This is a genomic window from Paraburkholderia terrae (genome assembly GCF_002902925.1).
Lineage (GTDB): Bacteria > Pseudomonadota > Gammaproteobacteria > Burkholderiales > Burkholderiaceae > Paraburkholderia > Paraburkholderia terrae.
The window spans coordinates 2094527-2119926 of sequence record NZ_CP026112.1 but is presented as its reverse complement, the minus strand read 5'-3'; the positions used below and the strand labels follow the sequence as shown (position 1 = coordinate 2119926).

General features: G+C 62.0%; 23 protein-coding genes. 12 read left to right on the top strand and 11 right to left on the bottom strand.

Annotated features, from left to right (window positions below):
- Positions 1–341: 341 nt before the first annotated feature.
- Positions 342–1025, bottom strand: coding sequence for a TetR/AcrR family transcriptional regulator (locus tag C2L65_RS25760; protein WP_042312594.1), 684 nt, complete (start codon positions 1023–1025; stop codon positions 342–344).
- 117 nt (positions 1026–1142) lie between these two features.
- Positions 1143–2420 (bottom strand): NAD(P)/FAD-dependent oxidoreductase, encoded by a 1278-nt coding sequence (locus tag C2L65_RS25755; RefSeq protein ID WP_042312597.1) that lies wholly within the window; start codon positions 2418–2420, stop codon positions 1143–1145.
- A 371-nt stretch (positions 2421–2791) separates the two neighbouring features.
- Between C2L65_RS25755 and C2L65_RS25750 the strand changes: the two genes are divergently transcribed.
- Positions 2792–5869: a transglycosylase domain-containing protein gene (locus tag C2L65_RS25750; protein WP_042312599.1), complete on the top strand. Its 3078-nt coding sequence runs from the start codon at positions 2792–2794 to the stop codon at positions 5867–5869.
- Here C2L65_RS25750 and C2L65_RS25745 read toward each other — a convergent pair.
- The 4 genes from C2L65_RS25745 to C2L65_RS25730 form a co-directional block, all read right to left on the bottom strand.
- Positions 5863–7086, bottom strand: coding sequence for an ROK family transcriptional regulator (locus C2L65_RS25745; RefSeq protein ID WP_007731956.1), 1224 nt, complete (start codon positions 7084–7086; stop codon positions 5863–5865). The genes C2L65_RS25750 and C2L65_RS25745 overlap by 7 nt on opposite strands.
- Positions 7087–7116: 30 nt before the next feature.
- Positions 7117–7917: an ATP-binding cassette domain-containing protein gene (locus tag C2L65_RS25740; RefSeq protein WP_042312601.1), complete on the bottom strand. Its 801-nt coding sequence runs from the start codon at positions 7915–7917 to the stop codon at positions 7117–7119.
- A 22-nt stretch (positions 7918–7939) separates the two neighbouring features.
- The gene (locus C2L65_RS25735) at positions 7940–8929 is read right to left on the bottom strand and encodes an ABC transporter permease (protein ID WP_042312604.1); all 990 of its coding nucleotides are present in this window, start codon (positions 8927–8929) and stop codon (positions 7940–7942) included.
- A 133-nt stretch (positions 8930–9062) separates the two neighbouring features.
- The gene (locus tag C2L65_RS25730; RefSeq protein WP_042312606.1) at positions 9063–10091 is read right to left on the bottom strand and encodes a sugar ABC transporter substrate-binding protein; all 1029 of its coding nucleotides are present in this window, start codon (positions 10089–10091) and stop codon (positions 9063–9065) included.
- 441 nt (positions 10092–10532) lie between these two features.
- On the opposite strand from C2L65_RS25730, the gene C2L65_RS25725 reads away from it, so the two are divergent.
- From C2L65_RS25725 to C2L65_RS25695, 7 genes are all read left to right on the top strand, one after another.
- Positions 10533–11435, top strand: a complete 903-nt coding sequence (locus C2L65_RS25725) for a YihY/virulence factor BrkB family protein (protein WP_042312609.1) — start codon at positions 10533–10535, stop codon at positions 11433–11435.
- Positions 11436–11681: 246 nt separating this feature from the next.
- Positions 11682–14072, top strand: a complete 2391-nt coding sequence (locus C2L65_RS25720; RefSeq protein WP_042312611.1) for an ATP-binding protein — start codon at positions 11682–11684, stop codon at positions 14070–14072.
- Positions 14073–14089: 17 nt separating this feature from the next.
- Positions 14090–14830, top strand: a complete 741-nt coding sequence (locus C2L65_RS25715; protein ID WP_042312612.1) for a methyl-accepting chemotaxis protein — start codon at positions 14090–14092, stop codon at positions 14828–14830.
- On the top strand, positions 14827–15366 hold the full coding sequence (locus C2L65_RS25710) for a hypothetical protein (protein ID WP_042312615.1): 540 nt from the start codon (positions 14827–14829) through the stop codon (positions 15364–15366). The genes C2L65_RS25715 and C2L65_RS25710 overlap by 4 nt, the downstream gene beginning before the upstream one ends.
- Before the next feature lie 70 nt (positions 15367–15436).
- The gene (locus C2L65_RS25705; RefSeq protein WP_042312617.1) at positions 15437–15802 is read left to right on the top strand and encodes a response regulator; all 366 of its coding nucleotides are present in this window, start codon (positions 15437–15439) and stop codon (positions 15800–15802) included.
- Between the two features lie 200 nt (positions 15803–16002).
- On the top strand, positions 16003–16311 hold the full coding sequence (locus tag C2L65_RS25700) for a DUF4148 domain-containing protein (protein ID WP_042312619.1): 309 nt from the start codon (positions 16003–16005) through the stop codon (positions 16309–16311).
- Between the two features lie 532 nt (positions 16312–16843).
- Positions 16844–17419 (top strand): H-NS family nucleoid-associated regulatory protein, encoded by a 576-nt coding sequence (locus tag C2L65_RS25695; protein ID WP_042312621.1) that lies wholly within the window; start codon positions 16844–16846, stop codon positions 17417–17419.
- 239 nt (positions 17420–17658) lie between these two features.
- Here C2L65_RS25695 and C2L65_RS25690 read toward each other — a convergent pair whose 3' ends face one another.
- Positions 17659–17928, bottom strand: a complete 270-nt coding sequence (locus C2L65_RS25690; RefSeq protein ID WP_042312623.1) for a DUF1488 family protein — start codon at positions 17926–17928, stop codon at positions 17659–17661.
- 231 nt (positions 17929–18159) lie between these two features.
- Positions 18160–19038: a LysR substrate-binding domain-containing protein gene (locus tag C2L65_RS25685; RefSeq protein WP_042312625.1), complete on the bottom strand. Its 879-nt coding sequence runs from the start codon at positions 19036–19038 to the stop codon at positions 18160–18162.
- A gap of 124 nt (positions 19039–19162) precedes the next feature.
- On the opposite strand from C2L65_RS25685, the gene C2L65_RS25680 reads away from it, so the two are divergent.
- The gene (locus C2L65_RS25680; protein WP_042312627.1) at positions 19163–20683 is read left to right on the top strand and encodes an MFS transporter; all 1521 of its coding nucleotides are present in this window, start codon (positions 19163–19165) and stop codon (positions 20681–20683) included.
- 79 nt (positions 20684–20762) lie between these two features.
- The gene (locus C2L65_RS25675) at positions 20763–22178 is read left to right on the top strand and encodes an aminotransferase-like domain-containing protein (protein WP_042312629.1); all 1416 of its coding nucleotides are present in this window, start codon (positions 20763–20765) and stop codon (positions 22176–22178) included.
- A 16-nt stretch (positions 22179–22194) separates the two neighbouring features.
- Here C2L65_RS25675 and C2L65_RS25670 read toward each other — a convergent pair whose 3' ends face one another.
- Positions 22195–22383 carry a DUF2970 domain-containing protein gene (locus C2L65_RS25670; protein ID WP_007745548.1) on the bottom strand — a complete coding sequence of 63 codons (189 nt, stop codon included), beginning with the start codon at positions 22381–22383 and terminating at the stop codon, positions 22195–22197.
- Between the two features lie 271 nt (positions 22384–22654).
- Here C2L65_RS25670 and C2L65_RS25665 point away from each other — a divergent pair, with 271 nt between their 5' ends.
- Entirely contained in the window at positions 22655–23122 is a 468-nt protein-coding gene (locus C2L65_RS25665) for a PRC-barrel domain-containing protein (protein WP_042312631.1), read from the top strand.
- Between the two features lie 70 nt (positions 23123–23192).
- Here C2L65_RS25665 and C2L65_RS25660 read toward each other — a convergent pair whose 3' ends face one another.
- Both C2L65_RS25660 and C2L65_RS25655 read right to left on the bottom strand, forming a co-directional pair.
- Complete coding sequence (locus C2L65_RS25660; protein ID WP_042312635.1) at positions 23193–24089, bottom strand: fructose bisphosphate aldolase; 897 nt, start codon at positions 24087–24089, stop codon at positions 23193–23195.
- A gap of 175 nt (positions 24090–24264) precedes the next feature.
- Complete coding sequence (locus C2L65_RS25655; RefSeq protein ID WP_042312637.1) at positions 24265–24672, bottom strand: PPC domain-containing DNA-binding protein; 408 nt, start codon at positions 24670–24672, stop codon at positions 24265–24267.
- 177 nt (positions 24673–24849) lie between these two features.
- Here C2L65_RS25655 and C2L65_RS25650 point away from each other — a divergent pair, with 177 nt between their 5' ends.
- Entirely contained in the window at positions 24850–25395 is a 546-nt protein-coding gene (locus C2L65_RS25650) for an SRPBCC family protein (protein WP_042312639.1), read from the top strand.
- Positions 25396–25400 lie beyond the last annotated feature (5 nt).

The following is a 25400-nucleotide window of genomic DNA, read 5'->3' as shown; positions in this document are numbered from 1 at the left end:
TACTGGATTGTGGGTGCGTGAAGCGGGTGAGGCGCACCGCAAGAGCGTTGGCAACGAACGTGGGTCACGTGGTTGCCGTGTGAAGCGTAAGACCCTGTGGGGGCCCTCAGGCAAACACAAGAATTAGCGGTGTTAGCCGCTTTCTTTTGCCTACTTTTCTTTGCGGCGGCAAAGAAAAGTAGGTGCCGCCCCGCACAGGGGCGACGCGTGAAGTATGCTAAGAAATCGCGGATGCCAGCGAAAAGGCAAACGTACAGGGGCGACGCGTGAAGCACGCTAACAAATCGCGGATGCCAGCACAAAGGCAAGCACACGAAACCAGCGCCGCGAGCAAAACCCACCTACCTCTTAACAAACCTCAAAGTAGCATCAACAATCATAGCCCGATGCCTCGCCCTGAGCCGTGAATGAGAAGGATCCCGCCCGAAGGCATTCCCAAAAGTATGCCGATTGGCAATCCGATGAAAGCACAACGAACTGATCAACAGATGCAGATCAATCGGATCGATATCGTCACGAAAATCCCCTGAAGCAACGCCTCTCGCAAGAAGATCTTCAATAGTATGAATCACAGTCGCATTACGATTCTTGAAGGTCTTGACCTGCTCGATATACTTCGCCCCGTGAATATTCTCGATCGTTACGAGCCGCACGAAGTCGCGATGTTTATCATGATAGTCAAACGTAAACTCAACGAGACTACGCAGCCCGTCCACAGGGCTCATATCGCTGACCTTCAGGTCCTGCTCAAGCGCGCGAATATCGCCATACACCTTCTCGAGCACAGCCTCATACAACCCTTCCTTGCTGCCGAAGTAGTAGTACAGCATGCGCTTCGTAGTGTTGGTGCGCTCCGCAATAGCGTCGACACGCGCACCCGTGAGTCCCATCGACGAAAACTCCTGCGTGGCCACCTCGAGGATGTTGCGCTTCGTCTCTTCGGGATCGTATTTGCGCCGTGGTTCGGAGGGTTCGTTCGGGGTCTCGTTTTGCTCGGGCGCGATAGCTCGGCTTCCCTTTTTCATTGTGTGTTCCGGCGGCGATGACGTTTCATTCTAGCATGCCGAAATCACCCGCCAGCGCGGCCTGGCGGCATGCCCAGCATCGCTGCGCGCCCCTTGCGGCCGCGCTGCCAGAAGGGTTCAGCCCGGGCGCCGCGAACGGTCCGCGAGCGCATCGCGCGTCTGCATCGCCGTGTATGTCAGCTGCGCGGCAGCGAGGCCCAGCGCGCCGAACGTGTGCGTGAGGCCGAACGCCGCGAACGCGTCAGGCACGGGCCGCTCGCCCGCGATCGCCGCCGCCAGCAGTTCCCCCGATACCGTGGTTGGCGCCATCCCATGTCCGCCGAAGCCGACTGCGTACCAGATACCGTCCGCGCTCTGGCCGATCTGCGGCATCTTGTGCCGCGCGTAGCTCATCAGGCCGCCCCACGCATGGTCGATGCGCACGTCGCGCAACTGCGGATACACCCTCAGCAGATCGCGGCGCAGCAGCCGCGCAATTGCCTCGGGCTCGCGTTCCAGGATCGAGATGCGTCCGCCCCACAGAATGCGCGTGTCGGGCAATGGCCGGTAGTAGTCGAACGCGAAGCGCGTGTCATAGACGGCGCACCGGCAGTCGATCGCATCGGCGAGCCGCGCGCCGAGCGGCTCGGTTGCCATCACGTAGGTCGCAATCGGCAGGACGGCACGCTCGACGCGTCGATAAACGTTGCGCGCATAGCCGCCGCCCGCCATCACGACGTGCCGGGCGTCGATCGATCCTTGCGCCGTCCCGACCACGTACCCGGCGCCTTGCCTGCGCAGCGACGCGACAGGCGACTGCTCGACGATCCGCACGCCGGCCGCCTCCGCCGCGCGCGCGACACCCAGCACGTACTTCAGCGGATGAAAGTGAAACGCATTGCGCTCGAACAGCCCGCCGTGATAGCGCGTGGTCTTCAGCTGCGCGGCGAGTTCGGCGGGGCCGAGGGGCTCCCATTCGACGCCGAACGTTTCCTTCATCAGTCGGCGCTGGCCGTCGAGGCGCGACGGGTCGTCGAACCAGTTCGCGAGGATCACGCCCGCGTCCGTCGCGTCGCAGGCGATCGCGTAGCGCTCGATGCGCGCGCGCATCAGGTCGACGGCGTCGATCGTCAGCGCGTACAGTTCGCGCGCCCGCTCCGGGCCGAGAATCTTCAGCAGATCCGCGCAGTCGAGACTGTAGCCGCCGAACACGAAGCCGCCGTTGCGGCCCGACGCGCCATAGCCGACCTGGTTCGCTTCGACCACGACGACGTCGCGCACGCCGCGCTCGGCCAGTCCGAGCGCCGTAGACAGGCCCGCCAGCCCGCCGCCAACAATACAAACGTTCGCGCTCAGGTTTCCGGCCAGTGCAGGGCGCACGGGCCGCTCGACGGTCGCTTCGTAGTAGCTTTGCATAAGGTCCAGGAGGCTGGGTCGTCCCGCCGCCGGAATCCGGCGGGCACGGGATGCGTGGAGTGCGCGGCCATGTTACTCAACTTCGCCCGGTCGTCGTATTCGGTATTCCAGGGAGGTCGCGCTGGCGGAGGGGCCGCGCGGAGGTTGCATCGGCATCGAAGCAGCGGCCGTCTTTACCCTTGCGCGGCGCGAAAAACCCGGCGCCATGCGGCAAAAGATGCCGCCTCGTCGCGTCCGCGTGACGGCTGTGTTGCGTGCCGTACTCACCCAATCAAGTCGTTGCGTCACCTGACCCTCACAACCCGTTGTTACGCGTTAGACTGACATCAGTCGAGGTTAATGTGGTCAGGCATCTGCAAGGAGACGCCGCCATGAATCGGCCACTACGGTTTCCGCTACGCGCAATCAGTACCACGTCCGCCTGGAAGTGGTTCAAGTGGCTCCTTTTCGCCTCGTTTCTTGTGGCCGTCGCCCTCGGCGTGCGCTTTGTTCAGATCGAAATGGACACGTCGCGCTTGCAGGCGCGCTATCTGTCCGAACTGACGCGCGATGTCGGGTTTACCGTCTCCGAAGGCCCGAGCGACAACATCCGCTTTCCAACCGACGGCCCCTACGACATCCGCCTCGGCTACGCGCTGCTTCCAGCATTCGAACGCCGTCTGAAAGAACGCGGCTTCTCGGTCGCATCGCAGGCGCGCGATTCGGAACGGATGGCGTCGCTCGCCGACGACGGCCTTTTCATTCCCTACGAAGAAAAGGATCAGGCGGGGCTGATGCTGTATGACTCGACGGGCGCGCGCCTGTTCGGCTCGCAGTATCCGGCGCGCGCGTATGACGATTTCGAGTCAGTGCCGCCGCTGGTGGTGTCGGCGCTGCTGTTTATCGAAGACCGCCATCTGCTCGACCCCGACCAGCCGAACCGCAATCCCGCCATCGACTGGGGCCGTTTCAGCCGCGCGCTGATGGATCAGGGCCTGCGGGTCTTCAACCACAACCAGGCGCAGCCCGGCGGCAGCACGCTCGCCACGCAGATCGAGAAATTCCGCCATTCGCCCGGCGGCCGCACGGCGACGCCGAAGGAAAAGCTGCGGCAGATCGCGTCGGCGTCGGTGCGGGCGTATCTCGACGGCCCGCGCACGATGCCCGCGCGCGAGCAGATCGTCGTGCGCTATCTGAACTCGGTGCCGCTCGCCGCGCAGCCCGGCATCGGCGAGATCAACGGTATCGGAGACGGGCTCACGGCGTGGTACGGCCGCGATTTCGCCGAAGTCAACCGCGTGCTGAAAGCGCCGTCCACGCCCGACAACCTCGCCGAACAGGGCCTCGCGTTCCGTCAGGTCCTGTCGCTGATGATCGCGCAGCGTGGGCCGTCGCACTTCCTGCTGCGCAAGAACGACGATCTCAATGCTCTGACGGAAAGCTATCTGCGCCTGTTTGCCGCGAACGGCGTGATTACCCCGGAATTGCGCGACGCCGCGCTGTCGCAACAACTCGTGCTGACGCGCGCGAAGCTCGCGCCACCCGAAGGCTCGTACGTCGAGCGCAAGGCGGTGACGTCGCTGCGCACGCATCTGCTGTCGTCGCTTGGCGTGTCGACGCTGTACGATCTCGACCGGCTCGATCTGCGCGTCACGTCGACGATGAACAACAAGGTCCAGCAGGACATCAGCGACCGGCTCGCCGCCGCGACGACGAAAGATGGCGCGCAGGCAGCCGGCCTCTATGGCTTCAACATGCTGCAACCGAAGGACGACCCGTCGAATATCGCCTTCAGCTTCACGCTGTTCGAAAAGCGCGACGGCGCGAATCTGTTGCGCGTGCAGACGGACAGCGTGAACCGTCCGTTCGATATCAACTCCGGCGCGCGCCTGAATCTCGGCTCGACGGCCAAGCTGCGCACGATCATCACGTATCTGCAGATCATGCAGGACCTGCATGCGCGCTATGGGGAAATGAGCGTGGAAGAACTGCGCGCCGTGAAGCCGGAACGCGAAGACGCGTTGACGCGCTGGGCTGTCGATTACTTCATGCACACGAAGGACCATTCGCTTACCGCGATGCTCGATGCGTCGGTCGAGCGCAAGTATTCGGCCAATGCGGGCGAAACCTTCTACACGGGCGGCGGCGCGCAAACCTTCACGAATTTCGAGGCCGACGAGAACTCGCGCATCCTCACCGTGCATCAGGCTTTCCAGCATTCGGTGAATCTCGTGTTCGTGCGGATGATGCGCGACATCGTCCACTATGAAACGATCAGGACGTCTGGCCCGTCGTCGCAATGGCTCGACGATCCCGCCACGCGCAACATGTATCTGACGCGCTTCGCGGATCAGGAAAGCCGCGTCTACATGAACCGCTTCTACACGAAGTATCACGGCAAGACGCAGGATGAGATGCTCGCGATCCTGCTGCGCGGCGTGCGCAAGTCGCCGCCGAAAATCGCGACCGTGTTGCGCAGCGTGCGGCCCGATGCATCGCAGGCCTGGTTCAACGACCAGATGCGCGCCGCGTTGAAGAACACGCCGAAAGCGAATCCGCCCGACGACGCGCTCGCGAAGCTCTACGAGAAGTACGCCATCGACAAGTTCAATCTGAACGACCGCGCGTATATCTCGAGCGTGCATCCGCAGGAACTGTGGCTCGTCAATTATCTGCGCGAGCATCCCGACGCGAACGCGAACCAGGTGATGGACGCGAGCCGCGACGTGCGCGCGGATTCGTACAAGTGGCTCTTCAAGACGCGCTATCACGCGACGCAGGATCGGCGCATCCGCCGCATGGTCGAGCAGCATGCGTACGATGCGATCGCCAGATCATGGCAAGCGCTTGGCTATCCGTTCTCGCATCTGACGCCGTCGTATGCGGCTGCGATCGGCGCATCGGGCGACCGGCCCGCGGCGCTCGCGCAGCTGATAGGCGTGATCGTGAACAAGGGCAATCAGGCGCCGACGCAAAGCCTGAGCGAACTCGAGTTCGCGAAGGGCACGCCGTACGAAACCCGCTTCGTGCGCGCGACGCCGCAGCCTACAGAAGCCATCTCGCCGGAGATCGCGCGCGTCGCGCAGACGCTGTTGCGCGACGTCGTCGCGGGCGGCACGGCGAGGCGCCTCGCGGGCGGCATCACGTTTCCGAACGGCAAGACGCTGGAGGTCTACGGCAAGACGGGGACGGGCGATCAGCGTTTGAACATCTACGCGAAAGGGCGCAGGCTGATCGAGTCGCGCAAGGTCAATCGCACGGCGACGTTCGTATTCGCGATCGGCGACCGCTTCTTCGGCACACTGACGGCTGTCGTGCATGAACCGTACGCGAAGCGCTACGACTTCACGAGCGCGCTGGCCGTGCAGTTGCTGAAGTCGATGGCGCCCGGGTTGCAGCCGCTGCTCGACGAACCTGCTTCGAAAGACACGCCGAAAGTGGCCGCAAGCACGGTGCCAAAGGATCAATAACTCACATCGGTGGCGGGCTTCAGGAAGAGTTCGTGCATCGGCGCGAAGTGCGCGTAGAGCGGCAGGATCGCGCCGCCCATCGCGCGCGCGTCAGAGCCGATCGTGCCTTCGAGCAATTGCGGGCGCACGATGCCTTCCCATTCGAATTTGTCGAGCACGCGCTCCGTGCGGCGAATGATCTCGCGCACCAGTTGCCGGTCCACTTCGCCGTCGATCACCACTGCTTCGAGATCGAGCAGCGCCGCTGCGTTCGTCAATGCGCCCGCAATCGCGGGACACGCGGTATCGAGCCATTGCTCGGTGAGCCGCCACAGGTCCGGCGACAACGCGCGATGATCGTGCGCGGCAGTGGCGGGCGCGCCCGCATCGACGAACAGTTTTTCGAGCACGAAGCCCGATGCCGCGTGCAGCAACTGTTGCGCCGGTTGACGCGCGTTGCCGCTCATGATGGGTATCGAGCCGACCGCGCCCGCGTTGTCGTGCGGGCCGCCATGCAGGCGTCCGTCGATCACCAGTCCGCCGCCGATGAACGTGCCGACAAACAGATACAAAAAGTTATGGATGCCGCGCCCCTGGCCCATCACCAGTTCGGCGGCGCAAGCGGCTGTCGTGTCTTTTGCGAACTCGACGGGCAGGCCCGTCATCGACGCGATGCGCGCGCGGATGTCGATGTCGTTCCACGCATCGAGCGCTTCGCGCGGCGCGCCGAGAAAATCGCGCCAGCCGCCGAGCCACAGCGGCGCCGCCACGCCGACGCCGACCACTTTCTCGCGTCGCGCGCCGAGCGCCTCGTTGATGCGCGCGAGCTTGCTTTCGAGCGCGGGGAACAGCGTGCGCGGATCGGGATACGCGTACTCCTGCACTTCGCGGCAGCAAACGCGTCCGAGAAAATCCATCGCGAGCACATCGAGGCTGCGCCGTCCGACCTTCACGCCGATCGTATAGGCGCCTTCCGCGCGCAACGCGATGGGCACGGAAGGCTGCCCGATGCGTCCGCGCACGCGTGCCTGCTTTTCGAGCAGACCATCGTCGATCAATCGCTCGACGATCATCGACACGGTCTGCATCGACAGACGCGTGAGCCGGCCCACGTCGGCCTTCGGCAGCGGGCCATGCAAACGGATCGCCTGCAGCACGATGCGTTCGTTGAACTGCCGCATGCCGACCTGGTTCGAGCCGACTGTGCGTTTCAGCGGTGAGCGAGTGCCCGTATCCATCGACGGTGTCCGGTTACGCGTGGCGGTTCGTCATGCGATGGCCCGCACGTCGGCCTGTTTCGCGCCCGTCATGATCGCGACAGCATCCGACATGTGGATGTCGTTCTTGTTGACGAGCGCCGCGCGCCGTCCGAGCCGTTGAATGTGAATGCGGTCCGCGATTTCGAACACATGCGGCATGTTGTGACTGATCAGGATGACAGGCAGGCCGCGGTCGCGCACGCGCCGGATCAGCTCCAGCACCATGTTGCCTTCCTTCACGCCGAGCGCCGCCGTCGGTTCGTCGAGAATCACGACGTGCCGCGCGAAGGCCGCGCTGCGCGCCACCGCGACGCCCTGGCGCTGACCGCCCGAGAGGGTTTCGACGGCCTGGCGCATCGAGCGGATGCCGATCTGCAGGTCTTTCATCGCATTGGTCGCTTCTTCGAGCATGCGGCGCTTGTCGATGATCTTGAAGATCTTGCCGCGCCAGCCCGGCTTCACGAGTTCACGCGCGAGGAACAGATTCTCCGCGATGCTCATGGCGGGAGCTACCGCGAGATCCTGATAGACGGTTTCGATGCCTTGCTGGCGCGCGTCGAGCGGACTGCGGAACTTGACCGCTTTGCCGTCGAGCAGCAGGTCGCCTTCATCGGGTACGAGCGCGCCCGAGAGCGCCTTGATGAGGGATGACTTGCCCGCGCCGTTATCGCCGATCACGGCCATGATTTCGCCGGGCATCACTTCGAAGTCGCAGCCGTCGAGCGCGGTGACCTGGCCGTAGCGCTTGATGAGACCGCGCGCTTGCAGAACGGGCGTCGTGCCGTTGGTGGTAGAGGGGGTTGTCGACATCACAGGCTCCTTCGAATAACGATCAACGTGCGCCGCGGCGCGACAGCTTGTCGGCGGCGACTGCGAGAATCACGAGAATGCCGGTGATCAACACCTGGTACACCGACGACACACCCATCAAGGTCAAGCCATTGCGGAACACGCCGACAATCAACGCGCCCAGCAGCGTGCCCGCAATCGAACCGCGTCCGCCGAACAGACTCGTACCGCCCAGCACGACGGCCGTGATGCTGTCGAGGTTCTCGGTTTGTCCCGCTTGCGGATCGCCGACACCCGTGCGTGACACGGAGAGCAGCGCAGCGATGCCGTAGAGCGCGCCCGCCAGGGTGTACACGGTGATCAGGATGCGTTGCGCGGAAAGGCCCATCAGGCGCGCGGCTTCCGGGTTGTTGCCGAGCGCGTAGAGGTGACGGCCGGGCACCGTGTCGCGCAACACGAACCATGTCCCGAGATACATCAGCAGTGTGAGCACGGTGCCGTAGGTGACGGTGGCCGGCCCGAGATTGAAGGTGTTGCCGAAGAACATCATTGCGTCGGGCAGATTCGATACGCTCTCCGCGTTCGAATAGAGCTGCGTGGCCGCGAAGGCGATATTCAACGTGCCGAGCGTGACGATGAACGCGGGCAGCTTGATGCGCGTGATCAGCACACCGTTGAGCAAGCCGAACAGCATGCTCGCAGCGACGCCGCAAGCGATCGCTATGACGGGTGGCACGCCCATCACGACGGCGAATTTCGTCATCACGATCGAGCCGAACGCCATCAACATCCCGCACGACAGATCGATGCCGCCCGTCAGCACGATCAAGGTTTGACCAATGGCGATGACGGCGACCACCATCGTCTGCTGCATGATTAGCGACAGGTTCTGGAATGACAGAAAGCGGTCGCTCTGCGAGATGAAAAAGATGCACGCGAGCACGAGCGCGACGAGCGGACCCGCTTCGGCAAGCGATGGCAGATGATCCGCGAACCGGCGATGGTTGTGAGCGGGGGCGGTAGGAGTCGACATGATGTGTTTCCTTCGAAGCAATGCGTGGCCTGCGCGCGGTACACGTACGCCACGCTCACGCTGGAGAACTTGCGGAAGACGCGCGCCGTGCGCGTCCCCGTGACTGCTCAGTTAGTGCCTGGTTACTGCGTGCTTACTTGTTGCCCCAACAGTTGTCGAGGCCGAACTTCGTGTCCTTGCTGTCGACACCGCCTTGCGGCTTGTCGGTAATCAGCGTGACGCCCGTGTCGTGATAGCCGGAGACCTTCTTGCCCGTCTTCGCGTAGTCGACGCCTGCCTGCACGCCGAGTTCGGCCATCTTCAACGGATACTGCTGCGAGGTCGCGGCGATGGCACCGGCCTTCACGTTGCGTACGCCTTCACAGCCGCCGTCGATCGACACGATCATCACGCTCTTGTCCTTGCCCGCAGCCTTCAGCGCGCGATACGCGCCTGCCGCGGCCGGTTCGTTGATCGTGTAGACGACGTTGATGTCGGGTGCTTTCTGCAGGCAGTTTTCCATCGCCGTCTGGCCCTTCGACTGGTCGCCGCGCGTGTCCTGGCTGCAGACGATCGACGGATCGCCTTCCTTCACGCCCATGCCCTGCAAAAAGCCGTTGTGACGCAGCACGCCGACGGACACGCCGGGCGCGAGATCGAGTGTCGCGATCTTCGCGGGCTTGCCGCCTAGCGAGGCCTTCGCATACTGGCCAATCAGCACGCCTGCCTTGAAGTTGTCGGTGGCGAAGAGGGCGTCGGTGGCTTCCTGCGGGTCGGTCGGCGTATCGAGCGCGATGACGAGCGCGCCTGCCGCACGCGCCTTCTTGATGCTCGGCACGATCGCCTTCGTGTCGCTCGGCGTGATGAGGATCGCCTTTGCGCCCGCCGTGATCATGTTCTCGATGGCCGTGACCTGCGCCGCGTTGTCGCCGTCGAACTTGCCGGCGGCGGTCAACAGCTTCGCGCCGTCTTTCTGCGCGGCGGATTCCGCGCCTTGCTTCATCTTGACGAAGAACGGGTTGGTGTCGGTCTTCGTGATCAGGCCGACGACGGGCTGATCGGCCGCGAGACTGGCGCTCGCGCACCACAGCGCAGACGCAGCGACGCACGCAGCGGCGATGCCCTTGACGATGGGTTGCGTGCGGGACGCGCGGCGCAGTTGCCTGCGGGAAATCGGGTTCATGGGACGCTCCTCCGGATGATTGACAACGACGTTGTGATCAGCGGTCGATTCAGCTGCTGGCTGTGCGCCGATCGCGCCTTCTTGTGCGTTCGCCGGACTTTGGATTTGCCGGTGACGCGGGACTTACTAAATCAACTGGTTTTAGTTAGTACAGCAGCGAGCGTCTCGAAAAGCAAGGTTTGGTTTTGCTGCGGCGCGGGGGCGGGTAGTTGTTGCAATACCCGAAAAGGCTTGTCCGACAAGGCTTTCCGCGAGTGGCGACCGCACGCGCGGGCTGGTCGGGATTGGGGTAAATCAGGAGTGAGCTAACCCGTCGATTAACATCTTTTGTTCATCAAATGGGCAAATGCTCGGGCGTAGCGCGATCTAGTGGCGTGTCAGGACCGCCACTTGCTCTAGTAAACCAATGGTCCGGCCGCAACAACGCGAGCGGAGGTTGAAGTGAACAGGACGCGCAATCGCGCGCTGCATTTCGTCGCGACGCATCCCGCGCGCTTCGCGTTGCAGGTGGTCAAGGCGTTCCGAAAGAACCAGGGGCTGCTGCTTGCGGGCGCGATCGCCTATTACGCGCTGCTGTCCATCGTGCCGCTTTTGATTCTGGTCGCCATCGCGTTCAGTCATTTCGTCGGCGAAAAGCTGCTGCTCGATACGCTGGCGCGTTTGCTCGAATGGCTGGTGCCGGGACAGGCGCGCGCGATCGTCAGAGAGCTTGCCAACTTTCTCGCGAACCGCACGGTGATCGGCTGGTTTCTCGTCGTCACGATGATCTTCTTCAGTTCGCTCGCCTTCACGGTGCTCGAGAATGCGCTGTCGATCATCTTCGTGCATCGCGTTGCGATCCGGCGCAGGCATTTTCTGCTGTCGGCGATCCTGCCTTATCTGTTCAGCCTTTCGTTGGGGATTGGCGTGCTGCTCGTCACGCTCGTGTCGAGCAGTCTTCACGCCGTCGCGAGCGATAGCATCGTACTGTTCGGTCACACCATTTCCCTGACGGGTGCCACGCGCATCGTGCTGTATCTGCTCGGTGTTGCCGGCGAGATTTTCGTCCTCACTGCCATCTATCTGGTGATACCCGCGGGACGCACGACGCTGCGGCACGCGCTGTTCGGCGCGGTCGCGGCCGCCGTGTTGTGGGAAGTCACACGGCGCGTGCTGGTGTGGTACTTCGCGACGTTATCGCAGGTGAGCGTCGTCTATGGATCGCTGACGACGGCCATCATCGTGCTATTCAGCCTCGAAGCGCTGGCGACGCTGATGCTGTTCGGCGCGCAAATGATCGCCGAATACGAACGGCTCAATGCGGGTCCGATAGAGCCTGCCGCGCAGCCATTCGTCACGAGCTAGAAGTGAGACGGGCGAAGCACGTTGCGGCTGCATAGAAACAGGCGAGATGCAGTTAACGGCAGCAAATTCGAGAACTTTAGAACTATTTGAATCCATGTTCTATTGCGTCTTTTAATCCCCAGAAGAATGCAGCGTGGTCACAGCTTCGTCATGACCCGCCGACGATAATCCCGTCGCCCGTCAAATTGACAAATTCAGAGCGGGCAGCACTGCCACATAGCAGTGACAGACCACGGGGAATACCACATGACCATCCGTCACCGCATCACTCTACTGGTGGTGTTGATGCTGGTCGCCTTGTCGGCGATCGGCGGATACGCTGTCTATCAGACTCGCGGCAGCGCCGCAGACGTCCGGCAAGTGACGCAAGGCGTCGTGCCGAGCGCGCTGGCTTCCGCTGACCTTGTCTCGCAGGTCAAGGACGTGCAGCTCGCGACGATGACACTCGTCTATTCGCCCGACGCGAACATGGTCGAGCAGGCGCAAAAAGAACTCGCGGCGAAAGAGAAGTCATTGCGAGAAGCGCTGGACGTGCAGGCGAAAGCAGCGGCGAGCCATGCACAGGAAGGGCTCGTCACGCAGGCGCGCGACAGCCTCGCCAACTACTTCGCGGCTATCAACGACACCGCGAAAATGAAGGCCGAAGGCAAGAACGATCTCGCGCAAGCCTATCTGTTCGCGAACGTCGCGCAGTACCGCGATGAACTCGAAGGCATCGTCGAAACGCTGCGAATCGAAAAGAACCGCCAGAAAGACGAAGCCATCGACGCATTGAATACCGGTCTCGCGACGACTACGACGGCGATTGGCAGCGCATCGGGCGCGGCGATTCTGGTGTTGATCGCAATTGGCCTGCTGCTATACCGGCAGATCACGCGACCGCTATCGCGCATGCAGGAGATGATGAGCGAGATCGCTTCGAGCCAGGACTTCACGCGCCGCGTGCCCGTGGGCCGCATGGACGAAATCGGTCATTCGATCGTCGCGTTCAACGGCATGATCGAAAAGATCCAGCAAAGCTCCGCGCAACTGAAGCAGAAGACCGCCGATATTCAGGCGATGTTGCAGAACATGCAGCAGGGCATTCTGACGGTTGTCGAAGACGCGAAGATTCACTCGGAGTACTCGGCCTATCTGGAAGAGATCTTCGAAACGAAGGATATCGCCGGGCGTGCGCTGATGGACCTCGTATTCGGCGACAGCGACCTGGGTTCGGATACCGTGTCGCAAGTCGAAGCAGCCGTGCTGGCGTGCATCGGCGAAGACAGCATCAACTTCGAGTTCAACCAGCATTTGCTCGTCAACGAACTGACGCGCAAGATGCCCGACGGCCGCGTAAAAACGCTTGATTTGAGCTGGTCTGCGATCACCGACGAAAGCGACACGGTGATGCGCCTGATGCTGTGCGTGCGTGACGTGACCGAGTTGCGCCAGCTTGCCGCGGAAGCGGGCGAACAGAAACGCCGCCTTGAAATGATCGGTGAAATTCTCGCGGTGAGCGAGGAGAAGTTCCACCATTTCGTTGAGAGTGCAACGGGCTTCATCAACGAGAACGAGCGCATCATCCGTCAGCATGCGCAGGTCAACGAGCCGGCTGTCGCGGAACTGTTCCGCAACATGCATACCATCAAGGGCAATGCGCGGACCTACAGCCTGCAGCATCTGACCAGCATCGTGCACGAAACCGAGCAGCGTTACGACGCATTGCGTCAACCCGAAGCGGCGCACGAATGGGATCAGGAACAACTGATTGTCGAACTGGCGCGCGTGAAAGAAGCGCTGCAGCACTACGCGACGATCAACGAAGTGAGCCTCGGCCGACGCAAGGCGGGTCGTGTCGGCAGCGCCGAACGTTATCTGATGGTGGATCGCGAGCATATTCAGGAAAGCCTGCGCCTGCTCGATGCGGCGAACCCGGCTGACATGCTCGATCTGCTGACGGCGCGCGATTCGGTGCGCAGAACATTGCGCCTGCTTGGTACGGAGAAAGTCGAAGAGGCGCTCGCCGGCGTGCTGCACTCGTTGCCCTCGCTTGCCGCCGAGCTTGGCAAGGCCGCACCCGCCGTGCGTATCGACGACAACGGCTATCGCGTTCGCACGCAGGCGGGCAGCATGCTCAAGAACGTGTTCATGCATCTGCTGCGCAATTCCGTCGATCACGGCATCGAGCCCGCCGCGCAGCGTGTCGCGCTCGGCAAGCCGGAAGCGGGCGTCATCGATATCGAAGTGGGCGTCGCCGAAGGTGCATTGCAGATCACGTTGAGCGACGATGGACGCGGTCTCGCGCTGTCGCGTATTCGCGGCATCGCGGCTGATCGCGGCTGGCTTCAGCCCGATTCGCAATTGAGCGACGAAGCGGTGGCGGAATTCATCTTCCGTCCGGGCTTCTCGACTGCGCAGAACGTGACGGAAGTGTCGGGGCGCGGTGTCGGCATGGATGCGGTGCGCGATTTCATCCGGCGCGAAGGCGGACGCATCGAGTTGCGCTTCACGGACGATCATGCGGGCGCGGACTTCCGCCAGTTCCAGACGATCGTCTATCTGCCGGAGAACTGCGCTGTCGATAGCGTCGGCACGTCGATGCATGACGCCGCGCAAACAGTGAGTTCGATTCAGGCGAATGCACATTTCGAATAGCACGACGGGGATAGGCTGTGGTTGATCAGTATGTGATTGCGGCAGCATTGGCAGGTGTCGCGTGGGGCGCGCTGGCAGGTTTGTTCGTGCATCGGTGGTGGTACCGGAAGCGGGCGGCAACGCAACAGCAGACTACGCTCGATACGCAGAACACCGTGCTCGCGCAGGCCGAAGAGCGTCACGCCGCCGAGGTCCGGCAGCACGAGCAGCAGGCGCGCGAACTGCACGCGCTCGTCGATACGCTGCGCGACGATCTCGCGCAGCAGTCGGTGTCGGCGAACGAAGCGCGCGAAGCGCTGAACGCGCTGCATCTGCAAAAGGACGAATGGCTGCAGCAGGCGACGCGCCTCTCAACGGAGGCTGGGCGCCTGCGGCATCTGTCCGCCACGTTCGAGCGCTGGCACGAGCAGATGATCTCGCTGATGGCGCAGAACCACGACATGCACGCGAAGAACAACGAATTGTCGTCGATCGTTCGTCACGTGCTGATCGTGTCGCTGAATGCGTCGATTGAAGCGGCGCGTGCGGGCGCAGCGGGGCGCGGCTTCTCGATCGTCGCAAGCGAAGTGCGCGCGCTCGCGGCACGCTCGCAGGAACTGTCGAAGAGTTATCACGACAGCCTGAATCGCAACGACCTGATCACGACGGCCACGTTTCAGGACATTCAGGCGGGCGGCAAGATGATTGCGGCGTCGCTGGCGAGCGTCGAGTCGCTTGCCGGTCAGATTCAATCCCGGTTAGGGCAGGCGACGACGTGATCAGTCAGCAAGCGAAAGACAGTATCGAGCGGATCTTTTTGCATTCCGCGCGCACGCGTTTATCTGTTGATTCCAGCGACGCCTGCGAAATCACGGCACTCGACGCGCAGCACGCCAATACCGCGCTCGCGAGCCATATCGTCGTTCTGACCATTTCATCGATCGCATTCCGCTTTCTGCTCGTGCTGCATTTCAACGATGACCAGGCGACGCGCGACTACTATCTGCGCGAGTCGGAAGAACGCTCGCTGGCGGAAGCACTGATGGAAGTCGGCAATCTGTGTTGTGGCGCGATCAATCAGCAATTGGTCGAGTTCTTTCCGGACCTCGGGATGTCGACGCCTTATCAATTGAGCGGCGCTTGCGTGCCTTATCTGACGGAGTTGAAGCCGGGCTATCTCGCGGCTTTTCGCGTGAGCATCGGCGCAAACGTACAACTGGGCGCGACGCTGTGCATATGCGCGAGTTCGCCCGTCGATTTTGTCGCGTATGTGAACGAGGCCGAGGAGAGCACGGGTGAACTCGAACTCTTTTGAATGCTTCTGAGCAGCGCAGAGAGCACATTTTCAATCAATGCGCCGCATGAAAGGCGCTACGGGGTAAGCAATGGCTAAGGTTCTGGTAGTGGACGATTCGAGCACGGTACGCGATGAAGTCGCGGGTTTTCTGAGGAAGAATGGTCTCGATGTCGATACCGCGGTGGATGGCAAGGATGGTCTCGCGAAGCTGAAGGCGTCGCCCGGCATCCGTCTCGTGGTCAGCGACGTCAACATGCCGAATATGGACGGCCTGACGATGGCCGAAAAGATTCGCGGCGAACTGGCCAATGCGAGCGTCAACATCATCATGCTGACGACGGAAAGCAGCCCTGCAATGAAGGAGCGCGGCAAGGCGGCGGGTGTGAAAGGCTGGATCGTTAAGCCGTTCAAGGGTGACGCGGTGCTCGAAACGTTCCGCAAGCTGGCGAACTGACGGCTTGGCGTGGCATGGACGGGCCGCCGCGTCGGGGGGCGCGTCGGTCCATTCATGTCGCGCGGATTGTAGCGATTCCTTGAAAGATCTATTCGAGCCTCACGTATTTATCGGCGGCGGTCGCGCTTCTACACTCTGTTCAACGGTTGCAGAACATCCGTTCTCGCGCAACCCAACAGACAGATCCGGAGGTAGTCGCCATGAAATCACTCGGTCAATTCGTTGTCGTCGCCGCTCTTGTCGGCGCACCTCTGGCTGCATTCGCGCAGAGCAATCAACCTGTGACGCGCGCACAGGTGCGCGAAGAACTCGTGCAATTGCATAACGCCGGTTACAGCCCGCTCGACGATCGCAATAGCTATCCCACGCATATTCAGGCTGCCGAAGCGCGTCTGGCCGCACAACAGGCCGCGTCGACCCAGCAAAGCGGATTGGGTGGCGCAGCGAATGGCGTGTCGGAAGCGGGCGTGCGCGCAGATGCGAATGGCATCACGTTCTCGCATCATTAACAGTTGTTTGCCAGGCGGCGTAGGCAGACTCGCTGACTGCAGCCAGTTCTTGAGTCAACCATAAGGCCGGAGCCTGTCACATACAGGCTCCGGCCTTTTTGCATTCGCTCATCGCGCATAGCATTGAGGCAAATTGGAAAAAAGAAGTAGTGAATGTGAATTTATTGTTTTCCGCATCGGATGCGTTTCTAGAAACGAGGGCGTTTTGCACAGAGTGACGCTCGAGAAAGAAAGTCCATTTCTTCAGTAGAACGACAACGCGCCAATTCCGATTTGCGTGTCAGCGCTTTCGGACGTGGAACTTTAAAAGTCTTATGGATAGCGTGAGTAATTGGACAGTCAACATCGATGCAAGCCAATTGACATTTGTCGTACACCAGATAAATCCTGGCAATTGGGGCCTCGATTGGACACTCTGGGGCAATCAGGCAGTACAACGACGCGCGCGTGTCTTTTCATGTAATAGATGAACTCTAGCCATATATGACCGGTCCATGGCATAGTGCCGGTATCTTCAATCAGGAGTTTCAATATGGCTACACTCGAAGCACTTCAGGCAAAGATAAAAAAGCTTCAGGCCCAGGCGGAAGCCATTGCGTCGCAAAAGTCGACGGTGGCGCTCGAAGGCATTCGGGCACTGATGGCAAAGCACAATCTGACTACGGCTGATATCGACGCGCATCTCGGTCGCAAAAAGCGTGGCCGTCCTTCGTTGAAGTCGGCAGGCGTGCAAACCAAAGGCGTAGCCAAATACTCCGATCCTAAAACGGGTGCAACCTGGACGGGGCATGGCCGTGCGCCGGCATGGATTGCGGCTGCGAAAGACCGTTCCAAGTACCTGGTGGCGGGCGCGTCTGCAGCGGTTACCACGGGCGTCGCCGTAAAGCACGGCACGGGTAATGGCCAGCCGAAGGGACCGCAACCGGCGAAGTATCGTCACCCCGAAACGGGCGCGACATGGAGTGGCCGTGGCCCTGCACCGGCATGGCTGGCGGGCGAAAAAGACCGTAGCAAGTTCCTGGTCGCCGGAGCAAAAGCGGCGAGCTTGAATGGCGTTGCGAAAAAGAAGATTGGCGCCAAAAAGGCAGGAAGAAAGCCGCGCGCGTAAGAACGACGAAAAGAATCAGGAAGGGGCGGGACTGCGTTCTCGCCTCTTTTTCGGCAAAAGAATCTTTGCCTGATGGCAAAGTCGGCACGCTTTTGCCGAACATATTGGCGAATACATAAGGCCGGGGCACAGCATTTTTATGCGTGAGCCATTGCGGCTCAGATGCTCATCGATGGGTGCCGCCCGTTTTCGGCGGCACCGCACGCGCCGTCCTTGCCTTCCGGCGCGCGCTCCCTTCTTCAATGTGGCTTATGAAAGTCGAGCGTCTCCAGTTCGACCGACTGCCCCCCATTTCGTTGCAGCACACGCCTCGCTGCGTCCTCGATTGTCTTGCGATTACCCTCGAACGTCGTGATCAGATCGTGCGACGACGTACCCGTATTGCCGAAGTGGCTGTTCAGGGCGTCGATTGATACGCTGCACCATACCTCTTTTCCTTCGACGGTCGCTTCGAATGCGACTCGCGATGCGGCCACGACGTGCCGGCGGCTGGTGAATTCGATGGTCATTTGATTTCTCCGTGAGTGCCAGATGAAATTCACGAACGCTCGCTGGCGCCGGCTTCCGGGCGATGTCTTCGCGGTCCAGGGCCAGGCGGCGCGGTGTAGGGCGCTCGCTTCGGTGCTGCGCAGCAAGGAACGATCCAGTCCGGCTCTTGCCGAACCCGTTGGGGGTGAGCGACGTCGGGGATCGGGATCGTTCTCCCATGATAGGCCGCGAACGGCGCAAAAGCCGGGAAACTACTGATCCGGCGCGCCCGTCATCTGTGCGATGAGTTTTTTCGTCGCGGGCGAATGCTCGAATTTGCGGAAAACGGCCGCGACTTCCGATGCGATCGGCTCGCCCGCCAGCGTCTTGAAGACGACATTGGGCAGATTGATGACCCGCGTCAGCACATTTGGCACGATGGCGACGCCCACGCCGACGGAAACCTGGGTCAGCACGGCCAGCAACGTGCCGGGCGCGCTGACGATGCGCGGGCTGAACCGGCCGCGCCGCGCGATTTCCCGCGTGCCCAGTTCCTGTTCGGGGACGACGAAGCTCTCGCCCGCCAGCGCGCGCGCCTTGATCGGCCCTGTGGCAGCCGCCAGCGGATGCTCGGCAGGCAGCGCCGCGCAGAACGCGTCGCGCGCCAGCACGTGCGCGCGCAGCGACGGCGGCAGATCCACCGGCAAGCGCACGAACGCGACATCGACGCGGCCTTCCTCCAGCAGCGCGGGTAGCTCGCCCATCGGGTGCTCGGTGGCCTGCACGAGCACGTGCGGCCGCGCTCTACGGAACGCGCGCAACTGTTTCTGCAAGATGCCGGAAAAAGCCGCCGAGCCGACATACCCGATATGAATACGCCCCAGCTCGCCGCGCCCGGCCCGCTGGCCGACGTGCAGCGCCCGCTCGAACTGCGCGACAGTCTCGCGCGCTTCGGCGAGAAACGCTTCGCCGGCGGGCGTCAGCGCAACCGAGCGCCGCGTGCGGCGAAACAGCTGTGCCTGCAATGCGCGCTCCATCTCCTGGATTTGCACAGTAAGCGTAGGCGGCGCAATGCCGAGCGCTTCTGCAGCCTGCGCGAAATGCAGTCGCTCGGCGACGGCGATGAAGTAACGCAGATGCCTCAGCTCCATGACGCGACGCTTCCGTATATTAGGTAGAAACTAATTATATTGAACACGACGGGCAATGAACGAAATAGAGAAAACTGGTGGAATACAGGCTTCCTTTCCGCAGGTTTCCCGCCGGGTCCGTCTGATGAGCTCGATTACCGCTTCCCGCTCCGTCTCTCGCGGCACGCCGCTGCTGCTCATCGCGTCGATGGGTTGCGCGATGACGGTGCTCGACACCAACGTGGTCGGCATCGTCCTGCCCACCATCGCGCGCGATCTCAACGCTTCTTTCGCCGATATCGAATGGGTGATCAGCGCGTATGTGTTGTGCTTCGCCGCACTGCTGTTGCCCGCTGGGTCGCTTGCCGACCGCTATGGGCGCAAGCGCGTGTTTCTGACGGGCATCGCGCTGTTCGCGGCCTCGTCGCTCGCATGCGGCGTTGCGCCGTCGGCCGAGTTGCTCTACGTCGCCCGGGCTGTGCAAGGCGTCGGTGCCGCCTTCCTGCTCGCGCCGGCGCTCGCCATCATCGGCCACGCGTTTCATGACGAGCGCGAACGCGCGCGAGCCTGGGCGGTGTGGGGCGGCATCATGGGGCTGACGATGGTCCTTTCGCCGCTGATTGGCGGCGTCATCAATGCGTGGCTCGGATGGCGCTGGGCATTCGCGATCAACGTGCCGATCTGCGCGCTGCTGGCGACGGGCGTCGTGCGGATCGTCGACGAATCGCGTGATCCGACGCCGCGATCGCTCGATCTGCCCGGTATTGCACTTTTTGCCTCTGCGATGTTCTCGCTGACGTGGGCGCTGATTCTCGGACCTGACCGCGGATGGCTGAGCACAGAGGCGCTGTCCCGTGCATGCGCCGGCGTGATCCTTTTCTCGTTGTTCGTATGGGTGGAAAGCCGGCGTGCGCATCCGATGCTCGATCTCGCGCTGTTCCGCTCGCTGCCGTTCGTCGGCGCGATCGTGGCGATGTTTGCTTATGCGTCGTCGGCGCAGGTCATGGCTTCGCTATTGCCGCTATTTCTGCAGAACGCGCGTGGCGAAAGCGCGCTTGTCGCGGGCGCAGGCATGCTGCCTTTCGCGCTTGCGATGCTGATCTTGCCGCAGCTAGGTCGCAAGCTCGCGGCGTACATGGACTCGCGCCAGATTCTCACGCTCGGTCTCGCGGTGGTCGCATGCGGCAATCTCGCGATGATGGTCGCCGCGCGCAGCGCCAGTCACGCATGGCTGATCGTCGCCATGGCGCTGCTCGGCAGCGGCGGCGGCCTGCTGAACGGCGAGACGCAGAAGGCGATCATGGGCACGGTGCCACGCGACCGCGCGGGCATGGCGTCGGGCATCAGCACGACCTCGCGATTCACGGGCATTCTGCTCGGCTTCTCGGGGTTGGGCGCCGTGCTGGCAGAAGGCGTGCGTTCCGCGCTGACGGCACAGATGACACAGACTCATCTGCCCGTCGTGCAAGGCTTTACCGAGCGTGTGATGGCGGGAGACTTCTCGCGTGCGTTTGCGCTCTATTCACCGGCATCGATGGATGCACTCGTTCATGTCGCACGGTCGAGTTACGGCGAAGGCTTTGCGCGCGCGTTTGCGGGCGCGTCGATCGTGGCGGCCGTGTCCGCGTCGATCGTATTCCTGTCGATGCGGCACCAGAAGCGTTGATGTCAGTTGATTGCGCAGGCGTGTACCGATTAGTATAAAAAGCTCTGTGTCATGAGCGTCCCGCCACGCGCAATTTTCAATGAACCGATATGAAGCACTCGCCAATACGATGGCGGCCGAAATACGCTCGGGCAGTCTTGCTGTCGGCGCGCGCATGCCTTCGCTGCGGCAGGTCATTGCGCAGCATGGCGTGAGTCAATCGACGGCGTTTCGTGCGTACTATCTGCTGGAAGAGTGGGGCCTCATTCGCGCGCAGGAGCGCTCCGGCTATTACGTCGCGCCTGGCGCAGCCGTTCGCGACACGCGGGAAGCGACCGCGAAGCGCGCGCTCACCGAGTCCGCGAAGGTCGATATTAGCGAGCTCGTTTTCAGTGTGCTCGAAGCGGCGAAGCATACGAATGTCGTGCCGTTAGGCTCGGCGTTTCCTTCGCCGATGCTGTTTCCGCTACAACGTCTTTCCAAATCGCTTGCACAAACATCGCGGACGATGAACCCGTGGAGTACGGTCGTTGATTTGCCGCCGGGCAACGAGGCTTTGCGCCAGCAGATCGCGCTGCGCTATCTCGGCATGGGCCTGTCGCAACCGTTCGATGAGATCGTCGTCACGAATGGCGCGCTCGAAGCACTGAATCTTTGCCTGATGGCCGTCACGCGTCCCGGCGACGTCGTGGCCGTCGAATCGCCCGGCTTCTATGCGGCGCTGCAGGCTATTGAACGACTCGATCTACGCGCAGTCGAAATACCCGTCGATCCGCAAACTGGCCTCGACCTGGACGCGCTTGCGCAAGCGCTGGAAAAGCAGCCCATTCGCGCGTGCTGGTTCATGACGAATTACCAGAACCCGACAGGCGCGACGATGCCGGTGGAAAAGAAAAAGGCGCTCGTCGAACTACTGGCACGGTATGACGTGCCGCTGATCGAAGACGACGTCTATGGCGAGCTGCATTTTCAGGCGGATTATCCATTGCCCGCCATCGCGTTCGACCGTAAAGGACTCGTCATGCATTGCAGTTCTTTCTCGAAGACGCTCGCGCCGGGATATCGGATTGGCTGGGCTGCTGCTGGGAAGTTTGCGGAGAAAGTACAGCGCGCCAAACTGATGACGACGCTATCGGCGAGCATTCCCGTGCAAGCGGGTATCGCCGACTATCTTCAGCATGGCGGATACGACAGGCATCTGCGAAAACTGCGTGCCGCGTTGCGCGCGCAACTCGATGCAATGAATCTCGCGCTACGCCGCGCGATGCCGAAAGGCGTGAGGTGGACTTGTCCCTCAGGCGGCTATTTCGTGTGGCTCGAATTGCCCGAGCACGTCGATGCATTGACGCTGCACGGGCAGGCGATCGAACAGGGCGTCAGCGTGGCGCCCGGGCCGATCTTTTCCGCGTCGCGCAACTTTCGGAATTGCGTGAGGCTGAACTTCGGGCATCCGTGGAATGCCGATATCGAACGCGCCGTGCAGGTGCTTGGCGGGTTGATCGCGCAGGCCACTTGAGCGCACAGCGCGAGCGTTAATGCGCGATCGTGACGGCGATTCTGGCGAATGCAAACAGAAGCCCGCCGAAGCACAGCGCGAGCACGACGGCCATCACGGGCAGCAGCGGCAGCTTGACGGTCGCGAGATCGGCTTCGTGCGCAGCGCCACGCCGCACGCCGAAGAAACTCCACAACACCATGCGCATCATGTTCAGTAAGCCCATTTCAGTTCTCCCGCTGGTTGCGTGAAGCCACGCGTTTTCATGGGTCAATCGTAGGCGGGCGCGGGCATGGGCGTAAGAAGCAGTTGACGGCGTTTCCTGCGTAGCAGTGGTGCGGCAGGCTGTCGCACTGGATATCGCTTTCGGGAAATATGACTTGCACCTGGTCCGACCAGGTAAAGTTTTCAATTCGATTTCAGCCTCGGCTCGCCTTCGCCCAATCCAGGAACGCCCATTGCGCGCCTTCATGCGCTCACTCTCATAGGAGGCAAACATGGGCTCAATCAATCCGCAAACGCGCAGAACGGGTGGTGCCGATATTGTCGGCGGCGGCGTCGGTGAAGGTCCGGGGCCGGAGGTGATGGCAGCCGCGACGCTAGACGGAACGAAGGTGTATTCGTCCGATGCAGAACATGTCGGCAAGATTTCCGACATCATGCTCGACGTGCGCAGCGGGCGTATTGCGTATGCCGTGCTGTCCGAGGGTGGCTTTCTCGGCATGGGTGCAACGCTGCACGCCATTCCGTGGAGTGCGCTCACGCTCGACACCGACCAGAAGTGCTTTCACGTCGATATCAGCGCGCAGATGCTGAAAGACGAACCGGGCTTCGACAAGGACCACTGGCCCAGCATGGCCGATTCCAGATGGGGCGAATCGCTGCATACGTACTACAACCGCGATCCGTACTGGGTTTCGCGTCGCGACTACATCGACCCCGACGTGCCGCCGACCGCGCATTGACGTGAGGCGCTAAAGCACGTTAACGCTAAGCCGCGCATGCCCGGATGCGCGGCTTAGCCGCAAATACCACTCAGACCTTGACGGCGGAAGCGTCGTAAATCTCGTCGATGGCTTCAGCCAGCTTCGCGTTGAATTCGCTATCGCTCAGCTGCTTTTTCAGGTCATTGATGAGCGCCCGCGAAAAGCTCGCGATCATGCCGTGATTCTTTTCAAGCAGTTTGCACGCTTCAGTCCGCGTATAACCGCCCGATAGCGCCACGACGCGCAACACCCGCGGATGATCGATCAGCGGCTTGTAGAAATCGGCGACGTCGGGAATAGTCAGCTTGAGCATGACCTGCTTGTCGGCGGGCAGTGCGTCGAGGCCCTTGATGATCTCGTCGCGCAGCGTCTTCTCGGCGCCTGCCTTGTCGGGTGTCTTGATCGACACTTCGGGTTCGAGAATCGGCATGAGGCCGCCCGCGTCGATTTGCGCGCCGTACTCGAACTGCTGCTTGACCACGGCAGCAATGCCCGCAGGCGAATTCTGCTCGATCACGGAACGCATCTTGGTGCCGAAGATGCCGAGCTTGCCCGCGCGCGCGAGCAATGCGTCGAGTCCGGGGATCGGCTTCATCAGCCGCACGCCGTCGCTTTCCGCTTCGAGTCCCTTGTCGACCTTGAGGAAGGGCACGACGCCGCGGTCTTCCCAGAGAAACGAAGGCACGGGCTTGCCTTGTGCCTGTCCGTCCATCGTGGCTTCGAAGAGAATCGCCGCGATGACCTTGTCGCCCGAGAATGCGGGGGCGGTGATGATGCGCACGCGCATTTCGTGGATCAGCTTGAACATTTCGGCATCGCCGTTGTAAGCGTTCTCTTCGATGCCGTACTGTCGCAATGCGCCAGGCGTGGAGCCGCCGCTCTGGTCGAGCGCGGCGATGAAGCCCGCCTTATCAGAAATCTGCGCCAACATTTTTTCATTTGCCACGGACGTTTCCCTCCTTGAACAACTGATTAGTGACCATGTGTTTCCGACCCGACAAGTGTAAGGCATTGCGGCGCACGCTCCTACACTGCGGGGACGGTGACCCATCGAACAGACAAGCGAAGAACGTTCCAGGGGCCCTGGTGGGCTCGCGTTTCGCGCGCGCCGCTACTTTTCGCTACCCGCCGCGTGGCCGGTCACGGATGAACAGCTCCATGAAACCCGTCTGCGGATCGGCTTCGCGCGAGAACGCATGATCGGGCAGCAAGGCGAGCAAAATTTCAACGGTCGTTCGCACGATGCACCCGCGCGCCACATGCCCGCCGAACACGCGGCCATTGGCGTCGGAGACCGACATGTGCAGATGCGCGCCGTCTGGCGCAACCGAACCGGCGAGCGTCAGGATTTCCAGGTCCGCGCGCAGTTCGCCCGGCTGGTCGATACCGGCGAATCGCAACTGCGCGACGCTCAGGCTGCCGATGCCCTGAACCACGAACGCGGCCGTCGCGCCGAGCTGGCGCACCCTGTCTTCCAGCGCGTCGCGGAGATCCTGGCCGGGTTGAAGGCGAAGAGGATGGGCTTGCATGGGTGGTATTCCATTCGACGTTGCGACATCTCGAAGGCGCGCGTCGATCCTCATTGGCGCGGCCACGCCGCTAACATACAGTACCAGTAAGAACGGTGGCCAGGCCGCAATCCCGTGCGCGGGTGCGAAGGAAAGAACCTCATCATTCGGAAGCGCGCCCGCAAGGCGCGAACAGCGATGAAAGCGCTACTGCGAGCAATCGTCATGGTGGCCTGCGTGGCGGCCGCGATCGGCGTGCTGTTCATTCCGCTGCCGCGTGCATTCGATCTGTCGACACGCATCGTCACCGTCATGCCGATCGCGCGGGAAAGCACTGCTGTTTTCGACTACGTGACGACGCCCGCGCATTGGCCCGCGTGGCATCCATCGTCGTTGTCCGTGACGGGTGCGACCGATCATTCGCTGGGTATCGGCGAGCGGACCACGGAGGAATTTCGCGTCGCTGGGCGGCGCGGCGAGGTCGTGTGGACGGTTGTCGAGCGCAAACGCCCCGAGAAATGGACGATCGACGGCACGATTGAAGGACGCCCAGCCGGCACGGTCAGTTACGCGCTGGCGCCCGGCACGAACGGCAATGGCGGCACGGAGTTCGAGCGCACCTTCACGTACCGTTCGCCGACGCTCTGGTTCGCGTTGCTGAACGCGGTACTTCTGCGAGCGAAGATTCAGGCCGAGTCGGACGAAGCCGTCGATCGGCTCAAGGACATTCTCGAAAAGCCCTAGCGTCA

What these genes read in the sequence shown, in the direction of transcription:
- C2L65_RS25755 (WP_042312597.1), bottom strand. Translation starts at nt 2,420, where the DNA reads ATGCAAAGCTACTACGAAGCGACCGTCGAGCGGCCCGTGCGCCCTGCA.
- C2L65_RS25670 (WP_007745548.1), bottom strand. Translation starts at nt 22,383, where the DNA reads ATGGGCTTACTGAACATGATGCGCATGGTGTTGTGGAGTTTCTTCGGC.
- C2L65_RS25675 (WP_042312629.1), top strand. Translation starts at nt 20,763, where the DNA reads ATGAACCGATATGAAGCACTCGCCAATACGATGGCGGCCGAAATACGC.
- C2L65_RS25745 (WP_007731956.1), bottom strand. Translation starts at nt 7,086, where the DNA reads ATGGATACGGGCACTCGCTCACCGCTGAAACGCACAGTCGGCTCGAAC.
- C2L65_RS25720 (WP_042312611.1), top strand. Translation starts at nt 11,682, where the DNA reads ATGACCATCCGTCACCGCATCACTCTACTGGTGGTGTTGATGCTGGTC.
- C2L65_RS25705 (WP_042312617.1), top strand. Translation starts at nt 15,437, where the DNA reads ATGGCTAAGGTTCTGGTAGTGGACGATTCGAGCACGGTACGCGATGAA.
- C2L65_RS25690 (WP_042312623.1), bottom strand. Translation starts at nt 17,928, where the DNA reads ATGACCATCGAATTCACCAGCCGCCGGCACGTCGTGGCCGCATCGCGA.
- C2L65_RS25735 (WP_042312604.1), bottom strand. Translation starts at nt 8,929, where the DNA reads ATGTCGACTCCTACCGCCCCCGCTCACAACCATCGCCGGTTCGCGGAT.
- C2L65_RS25685 (WP_042312625.1), bottom strand. Translation starts at nt 19,038, where the DNA reads ATGGAGCTGAGGCATCTGCGTTACTTCATCGCCGTCGCCGAGCGACTG.
- C2L65_RS25695 (WP_042312621.1), top strand. Translation starts at nt 16,844, where the DNA reads ATGGCTACACTCGAAGCACTTCAGGCAAAGATAAAAAAGCTTCAGGCC.
- C2L65_RS25750 (WP_042312599.1), top strand. Translation starts at nt 2,792, where the DNA reads ATGAATCGGCCACTACGGTTTCCGCTACGCGCAATCAGTACCACGTCC.
- C2L65_RS25655 (WP_042312637.1), bottom strand. Translation starts at nt 24,672, where the DNA reads ATGCAAGCCCATCCTCTTCGCCTTCAACCCGGCCAGGATCTCCGCGAC.
- C2L65_RS25730 (WP_042312606.1), bottom strand. Translation starts at nt 10,091, where the DNA reads ATGAACCCGATTTCCCGCAGGCAACTGCGCCGCGCGTCCCGCACGCAA.
- C2L65_RS25650 (WP_042312639.1), top strand. Translation starts at nt 24,850, where the DNA reads ATGAAAGCGCTACTGCGAGCAATCGTCATGGTGGCCTGCGTGGCGGCC.
- C2L65_RS25760 (WP_042312594.1), bottom strand. Translation starts at nt 1,025, where the DNA reads ATGAAAAAGGGAAGCCGAGCTATCGCGCCCGAGCAAAACGAGACCCCG.
- C2L65_RS25700 (WP_042312619.1), top strand. Translation starts at nt 16,003, where the DNA reads ATGAAATCACTCGGTCAATTCGTTGTCGTCGCCGCTCTTGTCGGCGCA.
- C2L65_RS25740 (WP_042312601.1), bottom strand. Translation starts at nt 7,917, where the DNA reads ATGTCGACAACCCCCTCTACCACCAACGGCACGACGCCCGTTCTGCAA.
- C2L65_RS25680 (WP_042312627.1), top strand. Translation starts at nt 19,163, where the DNA reads ATGAGCTCGATTACCGCTTCCCGCTCCGTCTCTCGCGGCACGCCGCTG.
- C2L65_RS25665 (WP_042312631.1), top strand. Translation starts at nt 22,655, where the DNA reads ATGGGCTCAATCAATCCGCAAACGCGCAGAACGGGTGGTGCCGATATT.